Source organism: Wolbachia sp. wLmal (assembly GCF_049435495.1).
GTDB classification, from domain to species: domain Bacteria; phylum Pseudomonadota; class Alphaproteobacteria; order Rickettsiales; family Anaplasmataceae; genus Wolbachia; species Wolbachia pipientis.
The window spans coordinates 649,223-669,345 of record NZ_CP185405.1; the positions used below are offsets into that span (position 1 = coordinate 649,223).

Annotated in this window: 18 protein-coding genes and 3 pseudogenes; 11 read left to right on the top strand and 10 right to left on the bottom strand. The window is 37.3% G+C overall.

The window, feature by feature from the left end; all coding sequences use genetic code 11:
- Positions 1-313: 313 nt before the first annotated feature.
- The 6 genes and pseudogenes from ACEL90_RS03315 to ACEL90_RS03340 form a co-directional block, all read left to right on the top strand.
- Positions 314-561: pseudogene (locus ACEL90_RS03315) on the top strand (PD-(D/E)XK nuclease family transposase); the annotation flags it as partial.
- On the top strand, positions 559-759 hold the full coding sequence (locus tag ACEL90_RS03320; protein WP_012481961.1) for a hypothetical protein: 201 nt from the start codon (positions 559-561) through the stop codon (positions 757-759). The pseudogene ACEL90_RS03315 and the gene ACEL90_RS03320, both read left to right, overlap by 3 nt.
- Before the next feature lie 87 nt (positions 760-846).
- Positions 847-1,170 carry a hypothetical protein gene (locus tag ACEL90_RS03325; RefSeq protein ID WP_423348614.1) on the top strand — a complete coding sequence of 108 codons (324 nt, stop codon included), beginning with the start codon at positions 847-849 and terminating at the stop codon, positions 1,168-1,170.
- Positions 1,171-1,178: 8 nt separating this feature from the next.
- Positions 1,179-1,886 carry a reverse transcriptase N-terminal domain-containing protein gene (locus tag ACEL90_RS03330; protein ID WP_423348613.1) on the top strand — a complete coding sequence of 236 codons (708 nt, stop codon included), beginning with the start codon at positions 1,179-1,181 and terminating at the stop codon, positions 1,884-1,886.
- On the top strand, positions 1,814-2,725 hold the full coding sequence (locus tag ACEL90_RS03335; RefSeq protein ID WP_423348612.1) for a group II intron maturase-specific domain-containing protein: 912 nt from the start codon (positions 1,814-1,816) through the stop codon (positions 2,723-2,725). The genes ACEL90_RS03330 and ACEL90_RS03335 overlap by 73 nt, the downstream gene beginning before the upstream one ends.
- Complete coding sequence (locus ACEL90_RS03340) at positions 2,722-3,471, top strand: Rpn family recombination-promoting nuclease/putative transposase (protein ID WP_423348641.1); 750 nt, start codon at positions 2,722-2,724, stop codon at positions 3,469-3,471. Before ACEL90_RS03335 ends, ACEL90_RS03340 begins: the two co-directional genes overlap by 4 nt.
- Before the next feature lie 402 nt (positions 3,472-3,873).
- Here the strand turns inward: ACEL90_RS03340 and murB are convergent, their stop codons facing one another.
- The 5 genes from murB to ACEL90_RS03365 form a co-directional block, all read right to left on the bottom strand.
- Entirely contained in the window at positions 3,874-4,761 is an 888-nt protein-coding gene (gene murB, locus ACEL90_RS03345) for a UDP-N-acetylmuramate dehydrogenase (protein ID WP_423348642.1), read from the bottom strand.
- Positions 4,752-5,630, bottom strand: coding sequence for a hydroxymethylbilane synthase (gene hemC, locus ACEL90_RS03350; protein ID WP_010962666.1), 879 nt, complete (start codon positions 5,628-5,630; stop codon positions 4,752-4,754). The genes murB and hemC overlap by 10 nt, the downstream gene beginning before the upstream one ends.
- 756 nt (positions 5,631-6,386) lie before the next feature.
- Positions 6,387-7,682, bottom strand: coding sequence for a Na+/H+ antiporter NhaC family protein (locus ACEL90_RS03355; RefSeq protein ID WP_423348639.1), 1,296 nt, complete (start codon positions 7,680-7,682; stop codon positions 6,387-6,389).
- Between the two features lie 807 nt (positions 7,683-8,489).
- The gene (ccmA, locus tag ACEL90_RS03360) at positions 8,490-9,113 is read right to left on the bottom strand and encodes a heme ABC exporter ATP-binding protein CcmA (RefSeq protein WP_423348643.1); all 624 of its coding nucleotides are present in this window, start codon (positions 9,111-9,113) and stop codon (positions 8,490-8,492) included.
- Positions 9,114-9,116: 3 nt separating this feature from the next.
- Positions 9,117-9,548, bottom strand: a complete 432-nt coding sequence (locus ACEL90_RS03365; protein WP_174515653.1) for a hypothetical protein — start codon at positions 9,546-9,548, stop codon at positions 9,117-9,119.
- 196 nt (positions 9,549-9,744) lie between these two features.
- Here ACEL90_RS03365 and aspS point away from each other — a divergent pair, with 196 nt between their 5' ends.
- Complete coding sequence (gene aspS / locus ACEL90_RS03370; protein WP_423348644.1) at positions 9,745-11,547, top strand: aspartate--tRNA ligase; 1,803 nt, start codon at positions 9,745-9,747, stop codon at positions 11,545-11,547.
- Between the two features lie 61 nt (positions 11,548-11,608).
- Entirely contained in the window at positions 11,609-12,871 is a 1,263-nt protein-coding gene (locus ACEL90_RS03375; protein WP_423348645.1) for an MFS transporter, read from the top strand.
- A 7-nt stretch (positions 12,872-12,878) separates the two neighbouring features.
- Here ACEL90_RS03375 and ACEL90_RS03380 read toward each other — a convergent pair whose 3' ends face one another.
- Both ACEL90_RS03380 and pdhA read right to left on the bottom strand, forming a co-directional pair.
- Positions 12,879-13,802: an RluA family pseudouridine synthase gene (locus ACEL90_RS03380; RefSeq protein WP_155968382.1), complete on the bottom strand. Its 924-nt coding sequence runs from the start codon at positions 13,800-13,802 to the stop codon at positions 12,879-12,881.
- Positions 13,803-14,211: 409 nt separating this feature from the next.
- Positions 14,212-15,192 (bottom strand): pyruvate dehydrogenase (acetyl-transferring) E1 component subunit alpha, encoded by a 981-nt coding sequence (gene pdhA, locus ACEL90_RS03385; protein ID WP_006279887.1) that lies wholly within the window; start codon positions 15,190-15,192, stop codon positions 14,212-14,214.
- 55 nt (positions 15,193-15,247) lie between these two features.
- On the opposite strand from pdhA, the gene hemJ reads away from it, so the two are divergent.
- On the top strand, positions 15,248-15,676 hold the full coding sequence (gene hemJ, locus ACEL90_RS03390; RefSeq protein ID WP_010082641.1) for a protoporphyrinogen oxidase HemJ: 429 nt from the start codon (positions 15,248-15,250) through the stop codon (positions 15,674-15,676).
- A gap of 159 nt (positions 15,677-15,835) precedes the next feature.
- Here the strand turns inward: hemJ and ACEL90_RS03395 are convergent.
- Both ACEL90_RS03395 and ACEL90_RS03400 read right to left on the bottom strand, forming a co-directional pair.
- Positions 15,836-16,768 (bottom strand): annotated as a pseudogene (locus ACEL90_RS03395) (IS5 family transposase).
- Positions 16,769-16,831: 63 nt separating this feature from the next.
- On the bottom strand, positions 16,832-17,026 hold the full coding sequence (locus tag ACEL90_RS03400) for a hypothetical protein (RefSeq protein WP_423348646.1): 195 nt from the start codon (positions 17,024-17,026) through the stop codon (positions 16,832-16,834).
- A gap of 63 nt (positions 17,027-17,089) precedes the next feature.
- On the opposite strand from ACEL90_RS03400, the gene ACEL90_RS03405 reads away from it, so the two are divergent.
- Entirely contained in the window at positions 17,090-17,971 is an 882-nt protein-coding gene (locus ACEL90_RS03405) for a hypothetical protein (RefSeq protein ID WP_423348647.1), read from the top strand.
- 276 nt (positions 17,972-18,247) lie between these two features.
- A complete protein-coding gene (locus ACEL90_RS03410; RefSeq protein ID WP_423348648.1) occupies positions 18,248-18,424 on the top strand; it encodes a hypothetical protein in 177 nt (58 codons plus the stop codon).
- A gap of 115 nt (positions 18,425-18,539) precedes the next feature.
- On the opposite strand, the pseudogene terL reads toward ACEL90_RS03410, so the two are convergent.
- Positions 18,540-20,013, bottom strand: a pseudogene (gene terL, locus ACEL90_RS03415) (phage terminase large subunit).
- Positions 20,014-20,123 lie beyond the last annotated feature (110 nt).

A 20,123-nucleotide genomic window follows, 5' to 3' on the forward strand; every position in this document is an offset into this window, starting at 1 on the left:
TCTTTGTCTTTTTTTTCTGCTTAGTAAATTTCTTAAACATTTGCAGCGTAGGTTAGTTGCAATTAAAAGCGGCTTAATCTTGCTTGTCAAGCGTTTAAAACATAAAAAACGCCAATATTTTAAAGCGGATAATAACCACGGGGCTTCTTTTGCCTTTTTTTCGCTTGGTAAATTTCTTAAACATTTATGGCTAAACGACAACCGTCATCCCGCTACGTGTTAGCGCCGCGGCGGTATAGCTATCTTCAAAAATATGGTTGAATAATTGTTAATAATAGTGTATAATTATTAATCTTTTCTCAGTATTTTTACTATGGCTCTTTCAAAATTTCTCGATCCTCGCAATGATTTGTGTTTCAAAAAAATCTTTGGCACTGAAAAAAAAATAAGAATATTCTTATCCATTTTTTAAACGATATTTTAGGATGTACTGAAGTCAACACTATACAAGAAGTAGAATTCTTAAGCACTATTCAAGATGCTGAAATTGCCTCTGATAAGCAAAGTATAGTTGATGTTCTTTGCAGGGATTCTAGTGGGAACAGGTATATAATTGAGATGGTGCGACCTGAAAGTCTTCGGTCATATTGTTTAAAAGGAGAGGAATTCATTCAGAAAGAAACTGAAAGGATTCTAAAACTTATTAAACCAGATGTTTTGCCATCTGAGTCTACGCATCAGTGCGAATCGGGCAACCGGTTGGTGCCAAGCGATGCGGACAATGAACCTCCTCTTGAAAAAGAAGATGCTCAATCGTGAGAGGAGCATAAACTACAAGCATCATGTGGTTGGAGAGCTAGGCTAGTGGTATGGTGAACGTAAGTGAAACTTCAAAGTATCGTAATTATGAAGGAGCTAAAGATGCTGATAAGCTCTAACCAAAAAGGTAATGTGACATTTCTCATTTCTAGATGTACGCAAATCACCGGTATAGAGAAGTCACCTAACCCACTGTTGTATGACAGAAGGAACAGGGTAAGCCTGTATTTTCGCCTACATGGCAAGCAAACCGCAAGGAATGCTGACGGAAGTGCAGGTAAAGGAGAATGGAGAAAGCGAATGCCATTTTGTAACGAAATGGATAGAATTTGTAACATTAATTCGCGTGAAAACGAGCAGACTTCCGTTTGGTCCCTCGTGACAAGAAACTTTGTTAACCACTTAAGGTAGGAAAGCAGATGATTACAAGTAAACCTGTAAGTGCATCTACCGAAAGCTTTGAAGCATGGAAGCAGTTGCCATGGAAGAAATGCCAGAAAGTTATTGTGAGGCTACAAAGACGTATTGTTAAGGCTGTCCAAGAAGGAAGATGGGGTAAGGTAAAAACTTTACAACATCTTCTCACACGCTCTTTTAGCGGAAAAGCTTTGGCTGTTAAGAGAGTAACTGAAAACCAAGGAAAAAACACAGCGGGTGTAGATCGTCAACTATGGTCAACTTGCAATGCTAAATTTCAAGGAATAAAGCAGTTAAAGCAAAGAGGATATAAACCTTCTCCGCTAAAACGGATTTATATCAGTAAATCTAATGGCAAAAGAAGACCTCTTGGAATACCATCGATAAAAGATAGAGCCATGCAAGCATTATATCTGTTTGCTCTGGAACCGATAGCTGAAACAATCAGTGATCGTCACTCCTATGGCTTTAGGCCTAAAAGATCCTGTGCAGATGCTACAGTAGCTTGTCATTTGTTACTGGCAAGTCGTAATCAACTACAATGGATACTTGAAGGTGATATCAAAGGATGCTTTGACAACATTAATCATGAATGGCTTATGAAGCATATTCCTATGGAGAAGAAAATTCTGCATAGTTGGTTAAAAGCTGGCTTCCTAGAATCGAAACTCTGTATCCCACAACTGCAGGTACCCCGCAAGGTGGTATAATTTCTCCAATACTAGCCAATTTAGCCTTAAACGGACTTGAAAAGTTATTGGAAAGTCGATTTGGTAAACTCGGCAGTAGAAGAAGAAACAAAATCAGAAGTGGAGTGAACGTAATCAGATACGCAGACGACTTTATTATTTCAGGTTTCACACATGAAGTACTGGAAAATGAAGTTAAGCCTTTAGTATCATCTTTTCTTCATGAGCGAGGTTTAATTCTTTCAGAAGAAAAGACAAAGATTACATCTATCACAACAGGGTTTGACTTTCTTGGTTGTAATGTACGTAGATATAATAAGAAGTTAATTATTAAACCTTCGAAAGAAAGTATTAAAAGACTTCTTAATAAAGCACGTACATTGATAAAAGCAAATATAGCGAACACTCAGGCTATAGTAATTAAGTCACTCAACTCTCTACTGAGAGGATGGGGAAATTACTATCACCATGTGTGTGCTAAAAAAGCGTTTAGAAAGGTCGACAATGAAATTTGGCATAGTTTATGGAAATGGGCAAAGAAAAGACATCCTCGTAAAGGATTACGTTGGATAAAGAATCGTTACTTCAAAGTAATGGGTCAACGCCGATGGGTCTTTGCTGCACCCATATGCAAGAACAAACCAAAAGAGATACGGTATTTAAGACTGCTTAAGCTGATTGATATACCTATCAGACGACATGTTAAAATCAGAGCGGATGCAAATCCCCTTGACTTAAAATGGAAAAAGTATTTTGATGAGAGAGTGAAACGAACAAGAATGTTAGCAAGCTCTTTCTCAAGAGAAGGTTCTCTACTGTTGGTGTCACCATTAAGAATGATGTTTCCTGAGGAATCATGAAGGACAAGCCGGTTCTAGAAAAGAAGAACTTAGATAAGGGGCTCAAGCGTAGTGTGGGGAAACCTGCACGCTGCGTTTCTAAGGGAGGGGGTAGTAGTAATACTGCTCCCTTACCTGACCAGTTTACTAAGACTAAAGGCTTCGAAAAACGTGCTCAATATTATGCTGCCAAAGCCTACTCAAGTCAAGCTGATCAAGGTGATGATTATCATAACCTCAAAGAAATTATCTTTATTGCTGTTGCTGATTGTATTATTTTTCCAGATAAGGCTGAGTACAAATCTAATCATGTCATCTTAGATCAAAATAGCTTTGAACATGACTTAAAGGATTTTTACTTTGTATTCATAGAACTACCTAAATTTACAAAGACAAAAGAAGACCAATTGGAGAGTATAGTTGAAAAATGGTGTTACTTTTTTCGATATGCAGCAGAAACAAACGAAGAAGACTTAAGGAAAATAGCAGAAAAAGCACCAATAATAAAGTTAGCCTACGATGAATTAGACAGGTTTAGCTGGAATGAAAAAGATTTAGTAGCTTACGAAGAAAGAATAATGGATCTACGCAAAGAAGAAGCCATTCTTGAATACAGACTTGACCTTGCTAAAGAGGAAGGTAGAAAAGAGAGGAAAATTGAAGTCGCAAAAGCAATGCTGGCTAACAATGTTGATGTCAACACTATTGTCAAATTTACTGGCCTTTCTATTAGTGAGATTGAAGAATTAAGTGTGAACGGTTACTAATTAAGAACTTTAATTATCAACCATAAATCACTGAATTTCGCTAGTAAATTTGTTGCCATTGTCCATATTGCACAATTGTATATAAGATATAGTATAACAATAGTGTCCGTTCAGCTAATACCAATTCCCACTGCACAATAAACGGATAGATAACAATGGAAAAAAAGCCATACTATTGCCTTTCTTTCTCACTCCACAATTAAATAACTCTACAATATCGCTTATTTGATTCACTAATAATGAGAATTGGTATAACTTTGCTATTTTTCTCTCTAGATTCTTGCAAAGTTCTACAAGATTAACCACATTACCTCACGGTTTCTCTATGATTATTTTTTTAGATTACTTGTTTACCTTATTTGCCGTTCTCCTGAACAAATATACATAAGCTATAAAAACTATCTAATAGCTACCCAAAACCCTTATTTCCCACTCAAGTTCAACATTAAATTTATCCTTTACTGCATCTTTTACTTTGTTGCCAAGGTTTTCCAAGTCAGATGCAGTTGCATTATCGTAATTGAGCAAGAAGTTACAATGTTTCTTAGAGATTCTAGCTCCACCAATATTTAACCCTAGGCAGCCAGATTTATCAATTAACTCCCATGCTCGGTAGTTTTTTGGATTTTTGAATATGCACCCAGCAGTTTTTCCTCTTATTGGCTGGCTTTTATTTTTCCTCTCAATAACTTCCTTTAACTTTTGCAGTATAAGCTCATACTCTGAGTTTACTCCTTTAAACTCAGCTTCAACAAAAATCCAATTTCCTTTTAGGCTATGTCCACGGTAAAAATACCCCATTTCATCGCTGGAGAACTCATATAGGTTTCCATCCTCTAGATTCACTGCTTTTATGGATTGTACAACACTTGCGATATCACTACCATATGCACCTGCATTCATTTCTATTCCGCCACCAACTGTTCCTGGAATTCCAACTAGAAACTCCAACCCACTAATCTGCTGATTTCCCGCAAAGTGAGCAAGGTTGCTGAGCAGCACAGCTCCCCCAGCTACAATAGAGTTGTTACCCTTACTTTTAATATATGCAAACTCCTTACCTAATTTTACTGTTATTCCTCGAATGCCACTATCTCGCACTATTATGTTGGATGTTGCACCAATAACGCTAACTGGCAGTTCAGTATTTTTAATCAAGTATGTTAAATCTTCAATATCACATGGTTTAAATAATACATCAGCTCGTCCACCAACATTTAACCACGTCGCTTTAGACATTAAGACATCATAACGATAGATTCCACGTACTTTAGGTAAGCTTATAAGCATTTTGATTTCAACTCTAATCCTGCATCCATACCCATTTTCTCCGCATCTTCTATAAATGAAGTGCGCTCAGTGAAGTATATATTTTTTCCACTTGCTAACATACAACGAAGGTGTAGCATATTTTCGCTCACATATTCAGCCAAAGCTGCAAGTGGTGTAAAACATGAACCATTCACTGTCTTCATAAAACTGCGCTCTGATTTCACTCCTATAAAAGACATATTATTATTAATTTTCTCTAAAAGATCGATAATTTTTACATCATTCCTTCTACATTGAATACAAACCGCCCCCTGCCCCACTGCACTTAACATAACTTTTGGTGGCAATACCTCTGTAATCAAGTGATGTTTTTCTAATCTTATGAGTCCTGCTTCAGCTAGAATTATTCCATCAAAACTTTGATTTTGCAATCTGGTTGTTACATTTCCACGTAGCGGTACTATATTTAAATCTGGTCTAACATTTAACAACTGAACTTTTCTTCTTATTGAAGAAGTGGCAATAGTAGCCTGCTGTGGCAAAGACTCAAGGCTATTGTGTTTATGAGAAATAAACGCATCGCATGAACTTAGCCTTTCTAAAACACAAGGAATTGTTAAACCCCCTGAGAAAAACGCAGGCATATCTTTTAGCGAATGAACTGCCATGTCTATATTATTTTCGAGCAATTCAGTCTCAATTTCTTTAATGAATAATCCTTTGCCTCCTATTTCAGCAAGATTTGCGTTTGCATACTTATCTCCAGAAGTTTTTATTTTAACAATTTCAATAGATAAGTTAGGAAAAGAATCCAGCAACTTTTGTTTTGCTTCCAAAGCCTGGGCAACTGCAAGCTTGCTTCCTCTGGTACCTATTTTGACTAGCATGTGTACGATTGTTTGTCTGATGTCATTCAAGTAGCTGACTACTTGGATCCAGTTTATATAAACCTTCGCATTTATTGTACTTTAACTTAAAACCAAAAGCAACTTTGACTTTACAAAATAATAACCTTTTATATGCATAAATAAGCTTACTGGATTCTAGTACTTGCATGACAAGGTATAAACCTTATCGTCATACCACCGCGAACCGTCATACCGTCACGGTATCTCTAGATCCCGCTAACACGTAGCGGGATGACGGTTGTCGTTTAGCTATAAATATTAAGAAATTTACCAAGCGAAAAAAAGGCAAAAGAAGCCCCGTGGTTGGCTAGTTACTTACATTATACTTTCAAGTATGGCGTTTTTTTATTCTAAACGTCTAATAACCACGACTCAGCTGCTTTTAAGCTGCAACTAATCTAAATTATAAACATTAAGAAATTTACTAAACAGAAAAAAAGGCAAAGAAACCCCGTAGTAGCTAGCATTCAAATTCTCCCTTGTCAATTTGACGTTTTTTGCTGTCTTAAACGCTTTGTAAGCGCGTTTCGGCTTATATAGGTAAAAACCCAGAAATTTTTAAAGACATGCGATGCACGTAGTGCGAAAAATTAAACATGAGACGCCAGATACGTTGAGTTTTTTTGTCATTTAATCTGTACAGAGAAGATAAATAAATAGCTTCGTTTTCATGATAAGGGGGTTGGCGAAGGGTGTCAAGTAATTCCGTTCCTTATGGGTAAAAAAAGAGAAACTCTAAGTTGCAGCCGCACAATGTTTCTCTTTTCTGCTGTTGATGATTATTTCGCCTATTGTAACTGCCGCTAGAATAAAGCAATAATATACCTGTGTTAATAAAGAAATAGGTGATACAGAGGCGATGCTACCTGCTAGCAATAGTTGGGAACCATAAGGTAAGATACCTTTTGTAGTACAAGCAAAAACATCTAATAAGTATGCGCTGCGATGTGGCGCAATACTGTGTTTTTGTGCAAGCCCTTTTGCAATGCCACCACTTAGTAAAATAGCAATGGTATTATTGGCAACTAAGGCAGTAAACATAGACGCAATTCCTGCTATCACAAATTCAGCTTTAGTTTTTGTGATATTGCTTTCATCGATGAGTTTATGCAACGCTTTTTGACCTTGCTTGTACATTATATGGCTCAATCCACCGATAAATAGAGCAAATATCACTATTTCGTTTACTTTTTTGAAACCGTCATACACGTCATGAGGAAATTGAATGATAGCATAGTCAAAAAAAGTTATTCCTAGCACACCGGCAATAATTATGTTTATAGTTATTGTTACTAAAGTGGCGACTTCAAGCAGCCCCATGATTATTAAAGAAATGTAAGGAATAATTTTTATTATAGAATAATAATCTAAATTTGATATAGAAATAATTTTTGTACTATTTGAGGCAACTGCTAGGTAGATGAGTGTTATAATGCTGGCAATAAGTGCAACTTTAGAGTTCATTTTAAGTTTATCTTTTGCTGAAGCTTCCTGTGAAGAAACAGATGCAATGGTGGTATCAGATATCATCGAAAGGTTATCGCCAAACACGGCACCACCTACTACAGTTGCAGTTCCTATTTCGAGACCAAAAGCTCCACTTTTTGCCAGATTAACAGCTATAGGTACCATCAGCGCAACAACTCCCATAGATGTGCCAATTGCAGTTGAAATAAAAGCAGAAGCCAAAAATACTCCAGGCAGCAGTAATCTTGCTGGAAGGAAATTAAGAATTAAATTAGCAACAGTGTCTGCGCTACCGATTGATTGAGTCACCGCAGAAAATGCTCCAGAAAATAAAAAAATTAAACACATAGTAAGGGTGTTTTTGTCACCCATGCCCTTGATAACAGTATCGATGTTATGCTGAATTTTATTTGTACCACGTGAGACAGCAAAAAATAGTGCTGGTAATAAGCAGACTACTGGTGAAACCTGATGAAGTGGATTATCAGTTCCGATAAAAGAAAAATAAGCACCACTTCCAAGATACAAGATCAAAAAAATAATCAAGGGGACAAAAGCTGTCATTTTACTGTACCTAAACTTATAACTATAATTAATTAAGTGGTTTTAAGCAAGTTTAGTTTTCACTAGTTCTACAGGAAGTCAATAGCAGAGTTTTAAACTTCATATTTAATCTACTAAATAAATAGCACATGTAGCTTATTGCTTGACAATAGGATCTAATTGTTGTCTAGATTCCAGCATCACGCGCACAACTGTACGAACATTTGTTTGCGAAGAAATGTTATAGCTGGTTTTGCCTCAAACACAAAGATGTCATCCGAGTAGCTGACTACTTGGATCCAGCTGAGTTGGTGAGTATAAAAGTATAGCTAACGCGAGCTCTACGTCATACCGCCGCGAACCGTCATACCGCGATTCATTCGCAGTATCCCTTAGCCGCCAACAAGCAGCGGGATGACGAGTTACTATACCGCTGCGAACCGTCATACCGCCGTGGTATCTCTAGATCCCGCTAACAAGTAACGGGATGACGGTTGTCGTTTAGCTATAAATGTTAAAAAATTTGCCAAACGAAAAAAAAGGCAAAAGAAACCCTAGGGTAGCTAGTTATTCACTATCCATTTTTTAAGTTGGCGTTTTTTTATGTTTTAAACGCTTTATAAGCGCGTTTCAGCTTATGTAGGTAGAAGTTTGGTAAAGACATAAGGTGCACATAGTGCAAAAAATTAAACATGAGACGCCAGATACGTTGAGTTTTTTTGTCATTTAATCTGTACAGAGAAGATAAATAAATAGCTTCAGTTTCATGATAAGGGGGTTGGCGAAGGGTGTCAAGCAAGTTTTATTTCTAGCGGTTGTTGCCAAAAACTATACAAGAAGTCTATTGAAATTACGTATATCAATCGTTGTAAAATCACACAATTGCTCTGTAGAGCTATGCCCTGTAATAATTACTATACCATTTTGCTCAGAGCGTATTGAGATTAGGTTCAGCACTAATTCACACGTTGCACTATCAAGATTACAAAATGGTTCATCTATCAGCCAAACGTTTGCATTAGAAATCAAGAGGCGAGCAAGCGCAACTCTCCTTTTCCAGCCTGCAGAAAGTTCGCCATATCTAATATTAAGTACAGGTTGCAACTGCAAGCAACAAATAGCTGCCACAATCAATTCTCTAGTATTTCGTATTCCTGCCCAGAATTCTACGTTTTGAGCAACAGTTAAGCTATCTTTACAGGCATTCTTATGGCCTATATAGACCATAGAAGGTATATAGGATTTTGGATCATCATATATATCTTTTCCGCAGTGCCTTATATTGCCTGATACCGGCGGTAAAAGTCCAGATAAACTTCTAATTAAGCTGGTTTTACCACTACCATTTGGACCAGTGATTAGAATCTTTGATTTTAGCTCAGCTCTAAAACTGAGATTCTTAAATAGTACCTTATTATTACGAGCGCAGGATAAATTTTCACATTCAAGCATGGATTATCTGCCCTTCCCCTTATGTTTACCTTGAGTTGAAGCCTGAGCCTTAACAAACAGCTCCCAAAATCCTTTCTGTCCGCCTTCTCTATGTATCAATTGTGCAAAACGCTGCATTAAACCATTACCCATCATAACCATCTTTGTCCATTTACCTACCGGTTTTGCTATGTCAACTATTTCTGGATCTTCTTTATAAACTTGCACATCTTTTTGTTTCTCGCGTAGCGTTTCTTGTTGTTTCATCAACTCTTTTTGCTTATTTTTTTGATATAATTCATTGAATTTTCTGTCTTCTTCCCACTCTTCTTTAAAAACTTTTCTAGGAAATATGATTTTTCTAATGCGATTTTTGTATATTTTTCTCAAAAAGAGAAATACTGCAGCTACAGCAAGTAATGTTACGCTATATAATATGATCTGTGTAAGTGGCATTTCCTGTATCTAATTCATTAAAAATACCCTTACTATTATACCATAATTATAGAAATTGTGCAATTTTTTTGCGGGTAAAGACAATATAAAAGCAGTACTGCTCTATTTCGAAAATTGCGCAAATATCTGACGAACGGGCTTGTATGTAATAAGGTTTATTTCTATACTTCTTAAAGAATTTAGAAGTAAAACAAATATGAACTGCTATAAAACTCATACGTGCAATGAACTGAGGAAGAACGACGTAGAAAAGGAAGTTACCCTTTCTGGATGGTTATATCGTAAGCGCGACCATGGTAACCTAATTTTTGTTGATTTAAGAGACTTCTACGGAATCACTCAGCTAGTATTTAATAATGACAAAGACTTTTTTGATGAGATATCAAATTTAAAATTAGAGAGTGTAATTACTGTTACAGGAATAGTTGAAGCTAGAACTGAAGATACGGTAAACAGCTCTATTTCTACCGGAGAAATCGAGGTGATAGTCAACAATTTGCGCGTTGAGTCGGAAGTTGAGTTCCACTTTGATGAAGAAATAGCAAAAGAAGAAAGAAGTATATTGGCAAGCATTACCGGCGAGCAAGAATACCCAGAAAACATGAGATTTAAATATCGATTTCTTGACTTAAGACGTGAAAAAGTCCGCAACAATATTATTTTGCGCTCACAAATTATTGCAGAGCTCCGCAAGCTCATGATAGAGCGAGGATTTTTAGAGATTCAAACTCCAATACTCACTGCTTCCTCTCCTGAAGGAGCACGCGACTACCTAGTGCCAAGCAGGCTAAATCCTGGCAAGTTCTATGCATTGCCACAAGCTCCGCAGATTTTCAAACAGTTGCTCATGGTTTCAGGGTTTGATAAATATTTCCAAATTGCACCGTGTTTTCGTGATGAAGACGCAAGGGCTGACCGTTCTCCGGGAGAGTTTTATCAGCTAGATCTTGAAATGTCTTTTGTAACTCAAGAAGACATCTTTCAGATTATTGAGTCTACCTTATATAGAGTGTTTGCCAAATTTTCTCGTAAGTCTGTTGATAAAGATTTTCCACGTATTACATATAAAGAAGCAATGCTTAAATATGGTTCTGATAAGCCAGATCTGCGCAATCCACTATTAATCAGCGATGTTACAGAAATTTTTCGTGATTCAGGGTTCAATATTTTCAAAAGCAATATTGAGCGTGGTATGGTAGTGAGAGCCATCCCTGCACCTAAAACAGCAGAGGAACCACGCAGCTTCTTTGATAAAAAGATAGAACATGCGCAAAAAGAATTCGGTGCTAAGGGTCTCGGATATATAACGTTTGATAAAGATGGAACTGCGAAAGGCCCAATTGCTAAATTTCTTGATGAAAATAGGCTAAACCACATAAGAGAAGCAACAAACATAGAGCCAGGAGATAGTGTATTTTTTGCTTCTGACAAAGAGAATGAGGCGGCAAACATTGCAGGAAAAGTACGCACTCTTTTAGGGTCAGAACTCAGTCTTATAGATGATAATATCTTCAAGTTTTGTTGGATCATTGATTTTCCATATTTTGTATATGACGATAAAAGTAAAAAAATCGATTTCTTTCATAACCCATTCTCCATGCCACACGGTGGTCTGAAAGATTTAGAGGACAAAAATCCACTGGATATCCTTGCTTACCAATATGATCTTGTTTGCAATGGAATAGAACTGTCAAGTGGGGCGATTCGTAATAACAAACTGGATATCATGTATAAAGCTTTTGCCACTGCAGGTTATAGCCGGGGAGAAGTTGATACAAGATTCGGTGCACTTGTACGTGCATTCAGATTTGGTGTTCCTCCTCATGGTGGAATAGCACCAGGAGTTGATAGAATAGTTATGCTGCTTGCTGATGAGCCAAATATTCGTGAAGTAATCTGTTTTCCTATGAACCAGCAAGGTGAAGATGTTCTAATGGGTGCTCCTTCCAAGGTGGAGGATAAGCATTTACGTGAATTATCCTTGAAGGTTATTGAATGAAAAATTTTATAGCAAGGAGCACCGGTTAATGATATATTAGGTTATGTTAAATTGAAAGACCATGAATAATATCCAAAAAGCAATACTGTCGGGCATGATCTGTAACATGATTGTGTGGTATGAACTCACTCTTTTTGGAGTATTAACAGATACAATCATCAACGTTTTTTTCCCATCAGAAGATCATTATTTGAGTACACTCAAATTCCTTGGTGTTTTTGCAATTGGTTTTGCGTTTAGACCAATTGGTGCAGTAATTTTTGGTTATATGGGAGATAAGTATGGCAGAAGAAAGACTTTACTTACTTCAGTAATATTAATTTCAATATCATCCACAATTATGGGAATTATACCTGGGTATAAAGAAATAGGGTTGCTTTCACCTGTATTGCTTGTGTTTTGTAGAATAGTGCAAGGAATAACTGCAGGAGGTGAAACAAGCATTAATACAGCATTTACGATAGAGCATTCAAAAGATAAAAAAAATCTAGGTTTCTTAGGAAGTATGAAGCCCTTTAGCGGAGCCCTTGGAACGCTCTTATGCATAACAATGATATTTATCTGCAAAAGAGTTACAGGTGAGAACTATGAAATATGGGGATGGAAGTTGCTTTTTTATTTTTGCTTTTTTTTGGGGACAATAGGTTTTTTAACTAGGTACATATTAAAAGAAAGCTTAGCATATAAAACTAATAAGTACGCTAATAATTTAGCACATTCACCATTGTTAGAACTAGTAAGAAACTATAAAGGACCGCTTATTATTTCAATCAATCTGGGAATTGCTCAGAATGCAATTGTCTACGCAGCAATAATGTTTTATAATATATCAATAAAAGAGCTAGTTATTTTATCTATTAGTGTTAAAGATTTAATGAGGATAGTAATACAGGTTGTATTTGCAGCATCTGCGGTACTTTTTGCAATTTTATCTGATAAAGTTGGAAGAAAACGCGTAATGATTCCTGTACTGATTATGCTATCTCTGATTGGTACATGTGTATTACCATTATTATCTTCCGTTAACCACTATGTCGTAATAATAACTTACTTATTGATTACTATACCAGTAGGTGCATCTTTTGGAATATATGGTTCTGTTATTTGTGAACTGTTTCCAACAAAAGTAAGATGCACTGGCGTAAGCTTAGCAAATAATATATCTGCAGGAATTTTTGGTGGCCTTTCTCCATACATATGCATGTGGCTTATAGAAAAAACCGAAACAAAACTTGCAGCAGGCATTTATCTTACTGCCTGCGCATTAATTAGCCTAATATCTGTGCTTCAAATTAAAGCCAAAGACAGAAAAGTTGATTGGTGAAATCGTTTCAGTCGAAAAATAGCGCTTCAATGGATTTTTCGATGTGTTTAGTGATAGGAGCGGTGATAGTGATTTCTTTATTGTTTGGCAGTTTTAAAGATAAAGAATGCGAATGAAGGTGAATTTTATTTGCTATCCCATCAATAAAAGCTTTTTTACCACCATATTTACCGTCACCAAGAATAGGGCAATTTATATGAGCTAAATGTGCACGTAACTGATGGGTTCTGCCGGTAATTGGTTGTAATTTTAAATAAGCAACATTGTGTTTGGATTTTGCTATAATTGAAAAATGCGTAGTGGCATTCTGAGGTGAATTTTCATCAACGACCACTTTTTCTTGACCCGAAACATATTTTTTCACCAATGGATAGTCTATTGTTCCACTATCCTTGCTCGGTATGCCAGAAGTTAATGCTAAATAAGTTTTTTTTACTCTTCGTCCTTTAAATTCTTCCATAAGGTATCTGGCAACATTAGCGTTGCGTGCGAATATTATCACTCCACTCGTATCTCTATCTAGCCTATGGACAATTTTAAATGTTTCTCCCTCTCTTATTTGGTCAAGCAAATCACTCATGCTAATCTTTACTTTTACGCCACCTTGAACGATGACCCCTGCGGGTTTGTTTATAGCTAGTATATATTCGTCTTCATATAATATGTTCTCTCTTAGTAGATTCACTAACTTTTCATTATATTTGCGATCAGAATTAGCGTTTTCAATATAATGCAAGTGCTTCAGCGTTATAGTTTGCCCAGAATTTACTCTATCACTGGACTTTGCTTTGCAATCATCAACTTTGATTAATCCTTTCCTTAAAGATTTTTCAATTACAGATTGCTTTAGATCAGGAAAGATTCTTCTGATGTACCTATCCAGCCTAACGTTATCGTCTTCTATTAATATGGTTTTTATACTTTGTAGCATTCCATTATTTATAATGAATATCTAGTGAAATGTCAATTATCGGTGTCATTCCAGTGTCAAGCACTGGAATGACACCGAAGGGGCTACTGCCGTCATAAAGGAACCAGTGTCAGCTACTCGGATGACAGGAGAAGGAGACTACTGAGATGACAGCTAGCCTGACAACCGTCATCCCGCTGCTTGTTAGCGGGATCTAGAGATACCGCGAATGAATCGCGGTATGACGGTTCGCGGCGGCATGACGTAGAGCTTGCGTTAGCTATACTTTTATACTCACCAACTCAGCTGGATCCAAGTAGTCAGAGCACTGGGATGACAAAAAAAAGGAGGGCACTTGGATGACGGGAGAAGGAGCTATTTGGATGACATCGTTTACTATACAATGTTTGTACAGTTCTGGATAAAAAAATTAGCTAACAAATTTATAAACATCAGTATACAGCTCATCAACGCTTGGTTCTTTACTATTTTTGGCAAAATCTTCCGACTTTTTTACTAAATCACGTATTTCCTTATCAATTACCTTGCACTCTTCTTCTGAAGCCATTTTATTATCTGTCATGTATTTCTTTAAAGTGCTTATAGGGTCATGATTTTGCTTCATATCTTCAACTTCTTCTTTTAAGCGATAAGTAGCAGGATCTGACATTGAGTGACCGCGATATCGATATGTCTTCATTTCAAGCAGGATAGGCCCTTTTCCGCTGCGTGTGTGTTCCGCTGCTTCGCTTGTAGCCTCATAAACAGAGAAAAAATCCATTCCATCAACTTGTTTTCCAGGAATACCAAAACTTTCTCCTCTTTTATATAACTCTGTTACTAAAGTTGACCTTTGCACGGAGGTTCCCATTGCGTATTCATTATTTTCTATGATGTAAACCACAGGCAACTCCCACAAAGATGCCATATTAAACGATTCATATACTTGTCCTTGATTTGCAGCACCGTCGCCAAAATATGTAAATACCACATTATCTTTTTTCTTATATTTATTAGCAAATGCTATTCCTGTGCCAATTGGAACTTGTGCTCCCACTATTCCATGCCCGCCGAAGAATTTTTTTTCAACGTCAAATACGTGCATCGAACCACCTTTACCTTTCGAGCATCCTGTTTCTTTGCCGGTAAGCTCTGCCATTACAACATTTGGATCAGAATCACATGCGAGCATTAAGCCATGGTCTCTATAACTTGTGATAAAAGCGTCACCTAATTTTGATGCAGCTTGAGTTCCAACTGCAACTGCTTCTTGTCCTATTGATAGGTGACAGAACCCGCCTATTAATCCCATCCCATATAATTGTCCTGCTTTTTCCTCAAATCTGCGTATGAGTAGCATTTTCCTGTAGAATCCAATTATCTGTTCTTTAGTGAAATTTTCTGCTTTCATATCGATTTCTTTTTCATTAAACTAACACAATACCAGGAATTTTAAATTTTTGCTAATGAACTATTACCACTGGCTTGAGGCTTTTCACGTTATCTCTGTTATCATGTGGATGGCAGGTATGCTTTATTTACCCAGGCTTTATGTCTACCATGCAACTGTAAAACCGGGATCGGAAAATGATAGCTTGCTTCAAACAATGGAAAAGAGGCTACTTAGATATATCATAAACCCTGCAATGCTTTTCTCACTTGGTCTTGGAATTACACTAATGGTTATTAGGGAAGCGTATCGTGAAGGATGGTTTCATGTAAAAGCATTTGCAATACTTTTGATGTTAATTATTCATATGCTACTTGCAAAATATAGGAAAAATTTTGCAATGGGTTCGAATAAGAAGTCACATATTTATTTTCGCGTTTTAAATGAAGCAGTTACAGTATTGATAATAGTTATAGTTATTATGGTTGTTGTAAAACCTTTTTGATTGACCTTACCTAAAAAAAGCAGAAAGCTCGTATCTGTTTAGATGCATGGCTAATGCTGAAACAAAAATTCCAGTGTTCCCTTTCTTGTCATCCCAGTGCTTGACACTGGGATGGCTTTGTTGCATCGCTCTTCGGATAGTAGGTAACGCACAATAAATTTATGAAGCTATCTCAAATTTAGCCATACCAATATCAGTGAATTTATTAAGCAAATAGCATTTGATTAGCAGTTCTTTTTCTCGATTTATCTCAGATTTATTCCTAAAACTAAATCCGAATGTTTGTTTCAGTCGCGAGAAAAAACTTTCTATATAAGATCTTTTTCCATAACTCATCTCTTTTTTCCACTTCTTTATACCATCTTCATCATATGACTTTATGAGCTTGACTGCAGAATTTCTCTCAGCCATACTTTGGATGCTCTGCTGCGTTGTTTTTCGGAGGAATTTTCGTTTTTATACCATATTGATTACACAGCTTATAGAGCTTTTCTCTGTCATATGCCCTATCTGCATATAGTACTTTTATGACATACTGAAAATCGACTTCTTTTAGCAAATCACAAGCTCCATAGTGATCAGCCATTACTGTATTTTACAGCTATGGCTTTTTTGCTGTTTGTATTCAACATTACATGCAATTTTCTTGTCTGTTCATAGCTGCGATACTTTCTATCTTCGCTATTTTCTTTGCTATGACCAGGAGTGTTGTTGTATATACTAATTCCTGTACTATCTATAGCAATTTCGATATCTTCCATATTATTTTCTGCAATCATTTATCTTAATATTAAGTTTCTTAAACCTTCTTGATGATTGTGAATAGCTGATAACTTGCAAATTTTTCCCAATTTGCTCAAGGTATCCTGCTATAAACCCAACTGTTTGCCTCAGGCCTATTCTAAATAAACAAGTTATTATGTGCACCAAAATTACAACTTTATCACTATAAATATTGTTGCCACCTGGTATTTTTGGACCATTCTCGTACCACTTTTCTATGGCGTCATTGATATAACAAAAAATGCTTCCTCTTTCTTGGAGAAATTTGTTATATTCATGGCAGTTACTGACTCTCATTTTTTGTGGCATATTTTTTCTTCAACAGTTAAATGGCTATTTATAATGAATTTTGTCAGTAACTGCCAGTTCTTTTCACTTGAGCGATGCAACAAAGCCCACTGGGATCCAGGAATTTTGCTTATAACTGAGCTGATGAGCTAAAGGTAGTTGTCTTACGCTAAAACAAACGTTTTTAATTAAGTTACATAGAAGCTGGATCCCAGTGTCAGCTACTCGGATGACAGGAGAGGGGACTGGGATAGCAAGAGAAGAATTCTGAAACGACAAACCTCAAAAAAAACTTATGTAAAATCTAGCATTAACGAAAATTATACTTTTTTCATGCATGCTATGGTTTTTATAATTAACGGAGAGTGTGATACGGCGTTAGGTGATCGATTGAATGCTAAGACAGAACAAGAGCTCATAGACGACGGTGCTTTTATAAATGCTTTAGTAGAAAAGCTCGCAGCAGGTGTTGGTAATAGTGGTGTTTATACTAAAACTGCTGCAAATACTGCATTTGTTAAAACTGATGGTTCCAATATTTCAACTCAAGCAGATAAAGGAAAAGCTTTAGCAGATGCAATACTTGCTGTACAAGATAACAATAAAAAATCAGCTCTAGTGGATAAATTAGGAGGATTTCTTGATGCTGCCGATGCAGTGTATGGTGCTAGTAGCAATCAAGCAGCAAAAGCTTTCTTAGCTGATAAATATCCTTTTGTTAAAACTGCAGATCTTGGAACAAAAGTTGCAGAAAAAGCTGTCGTGGATGTTCTAGTTCCTGCTCTTGCAACAGTTGGTACTGATGATACTAAGAAGGTTTATACTAAATCAGTAGCAGATACTGCGTTTGCTAAAATCGATGCTTCCAACCTTACAGAGGCAGCAAACAAAAAAGCTTTCGCGGAAGCTATACTTCCTGCACAAGACGGCGACAAATCAATTTTAGTGGATAAATTGGGGGACGCCATAGCTAGCACAGATAAAGCAGAGTATAATGTTGGAACTGAACAAACAGCAAAACAGTTCTTAAACAGTAGAGGGCTAATTCCATCAGAGGATGTAATATTTAATAGACTCACAAGCGATGACAAATTCAAAACAAGCGTTACAATTGATGTCAATGCTAGTAATAATGGATTTCAAGAAGCTGTAAAGAACGTAATGTCACAACCGAAATTTGACATTCCAGCAAGTGATAATGTTGCACTTGACTGGACTTGGTAATTCAGCGCTAGATCCAAGTAGTCACGCTACTTGGATGACGTCATACGGTCCTCGGATGACGAAAAAAAGGACTCGGATAACACCCTACAATGTCATTCCAGCGCGTGACGCTGGAATCCAGGTCTTTTTAGCTATCATAGGATGACAGAAGCAGACCCTCCACTTTGTCATTCCAGTACCCTCTTCTTGTCATGAAAGTAGCTGACACTGGTCTCCATCCAAGAGGGTGTCATCCCAGTGCCTTGACTACTTGGATCCAGAAAAAAGAATGGTGTCATGAAAGTAGCCTCCTTCTCCTGTCATCCCAGTGCCTATTTCTTTGTCATCCCAGTGCTTGACACTGGGATCCAGGAAAGTTTGCTTGCTCACAAGCAAACTAGCATAGAAAGTGGTTACAACATTTTCGATGAGATTATATGGAAAACTGGATCCCAGTGTCAAGCACTGGGATGATATCATCCTTCTACGTCATTCCGCCGCGGTATCTCTTAGCCGCTAACACGTAGCGGGATGACGGTTGTCAGGGTGTCATGCAAGTAGCTGACTACTTGGATCTGGTAGACTCAAATCACAATGCCCGTAAAGCTGCGACCCTAGAGCTACTATCTCTCACCCACTGCAAATATTGCACGGTACTATCCACTTGATCATCGTGTCGAGTTTCAGGAAACATTAAAATCTCATACTCAAAATCGTTCAGCCATACTGCTTGGTGCGGCAGAAAAACCTTGCCAGACTCTATAATCGGAACAATTTTGAGTGAGTTTGTCATCATGTGGCATTATTTCGATAATGGGTAAATCACTGCTTGTCTTTAGCTCTTGCACCAATTGCTGACCACTCGTTTTTGCTTCAATCAAAATTGCGTGTGGTGTCCATCTTGCTGCTAAGGACAAAACTTGCTCTTTGAGCTTTGGATACTCAAGCTTTGCACGATATACATCAAGTAAATAGAATTTGTTATCTATTTTTGCCCAGGTGGTGCAGACGCTAAAGTTGCTCATGTTGCTTGTTGAAACTGCAGTGTCCCAGCTTTGAGTTACATGCGAGAGATTGTCAGGAAAATTTCTATAGCGCTTCAGCCACTCTCGTTTAATTATACCACTTGAAAGTGGCAGAGGGTTTTGTTGATATTGTGCAGCAAAAGCGTAACTTCCAAGTTCAACCTTTATCATCTCAACTTCTTCTTTTCCTCCATCGAGGGGATATAGCAACTGACCTTCTTCTCTTGAGTATAATATTACGGGTGGTGTCATTCTAGCACTTGATGCTGTAATCCAGCTTTTGTACTCATTTGTAGTTACTCGGGTGACAGGAACAAGAAAAGGAGGCGCTGGCTTTTTGATTGAATAGATAATCTCCTTATTTTCAGATATCATCGGTAAACAAGTATGGTTCCATATGTTTTTCGGTTTGGAGAGAAGGTGCCCGGTTAAATCTTCTTGATGTAGCCTATGCATCACAAGAACAATTACTCCTTTTTTTCTATTGTTGAGCCTGGCTACTAAAGTCTGGTCAAACCAATTTGTAGCACGCTTTCTAAACGTTTCACTCAAAGCTTGGGCGGGACTCAGTGGATCATCCACGATGATGAAATCACCACCTTCACCTGTTAACGTCCCTCCAACGGACGTTGCGATTCTGTATCCTCTCTGCACTGTTTGGAATTTGTATTTGGTATTTTGATCTTTGGATAGTTCTACCTCTGGAAACAGCTCTCTATACCAACTAGACTGCATTATACACCTTGTATCGAGCGAGTGCTTTTCGCTAAGCAGCCGAGAGTAGCTTGCAACTATTATTCTTGCAGTTGGCTGATTTCCCAGTATCCATGCGGGCCACGCAACACTAGCGCACAGGGACTTCATTGAACGCGGAGGCATATTGAATATTATTCGCCTCATTTTGCCAACATTTGCCGCTTCAAGTCTGTCTGCTATGACTTTTATATACTGATAATCATTATACTCACACCCCGGCACCACCGTTTGAAAGCACAGTTCAATGAATTTTGAAAGTTCATGACATAATGTTGAAACCAACGCGTGACGCTGGGATGACAAAAAAAGGAGCACTGAAGGCTATAGGTTGCAAGCGAGACGTCATACCGCCACGGTATCTCGGCAGATCCCGCTAACACGTAGCGGGATGA

What these genes read in the sequence shown, in the direction of transcription:
- ACEL90_RS03355 (WP_423348639.1), bottom strand. Translation starts at nt 7,682, where the DNA reads ATGACAGCTTTTGTCCCCTTGATTATTTTTTTGATCTTGTATCTTGGA.
- ACEL90_RS03375 (WP_423348645.1), top strand. Translation starts at nt 11,609, where the DNA reads ATGAATAATATCCAAAAAGCAATACTGTCGGGCATGATCTGTAACATG.
- ACEL90_RS03340 (WP_423348641.1), top strand. Translation starts at nt 2,722, where the DNA reads ATGAAGGACAAGCCGGTTCTAGAAAAGAAGAACTTAGATAAGGGGCTC.
- ACEL90_RS03405 (WP_423348647.1), top strand. Translation starts at nt 17,090, where the DNA reads ATGGTTTTTATAATTAACGGAGAGTGTGATACGGCGTTAGGTGATCGA.
- ACEL90_RS03330 (WP_423348613.1), top strand. Translation starts at nt 1,179, where the DNA reads ATGATTACAAGTAAACCTGTAAGTGCATCTACCGAAAGCTTTGAAGCA.
- hemJ (WP_010082641.1), top strand. Translation starts at nt 15,248, where the DNA reads ATGAACTATTACCACTGGCTTGAGGCTTTTCACGTTATCTCTGTTATC.
- ACEL90_RS03380 (WP_155968382.1), bottom strand. Translation starts at nt 13,802, where the DNA reads ATGCTACAAAGTATAAAAACCATATTAATAGAAGACGATAACGTTAGG.
- aspS (WP_423348644.1), top strand. Translation starts at nt 9,745, where the DNA reads ATGAACTGCTATAAAACTCATACGTGCAATGAACTGAGGAAGAACGAC.
- pdhA (WP_006279887.1), bottom strand. Translation starts at nt 15,192, where the DNA reads ATGAAAGCAGAAAATTTCACTAAAGAACAGATAATTGGATTCTACAGG.
- murB (WP_423348642.1), bottom strand. Translation starts at nt 4,761, where the DNA reads ATGCTTATAAGCTTACCTAAAGTACGTGGAATCTATCGTTATGATGTC.
- ACEL90_RS03320 (WP_012481961.1), top strand. Translation starts at nt 559, where the DNA reads ATGGTGCGACCTGAAAGTCTTCGGTCATATTGTTTAAAAGGAGAGGAA.
- ccmA (WP_423348643.1), bottom strand. Translation starts at nt 9,113, where the DNA reads ATGCTTGAATGTGAAAATTTATCCTGCGCTCGTAATAATAAGGTACTA.
- ACEL90_RS03410 (WP_423348648.1), top strand. Translation starts at nt 18,248, where the DNA reads ATGAAAGTAGCCTCCTTCTCCTGTCATCCCAGTGCCTATTTCTTTGTC.
- hemC (WP_010962666.1), bottom strand. Translation starts at nt 5,630, where the DNA reads ATGCTAGTCAAAATAGGTACCAGAGGAAGCAAGCTTGCAGTTGCCCAG.
- ACEL90_RS03365 (WP_174515653.1), bottom strand. Translation starts at nt 9,548, where the DNA reads ATGCCACTTACACAGATCATATTATATAGCGTAACATTACTTGCTGTA.
- ACEL90_RS03325 (WP_423348614.1), top strand. Translation starts at nt 847, where the DNA reads ATGAAGGAGCTAAAGATGCTGATAAGCTCTAACCAAAAAGGTAATGTG.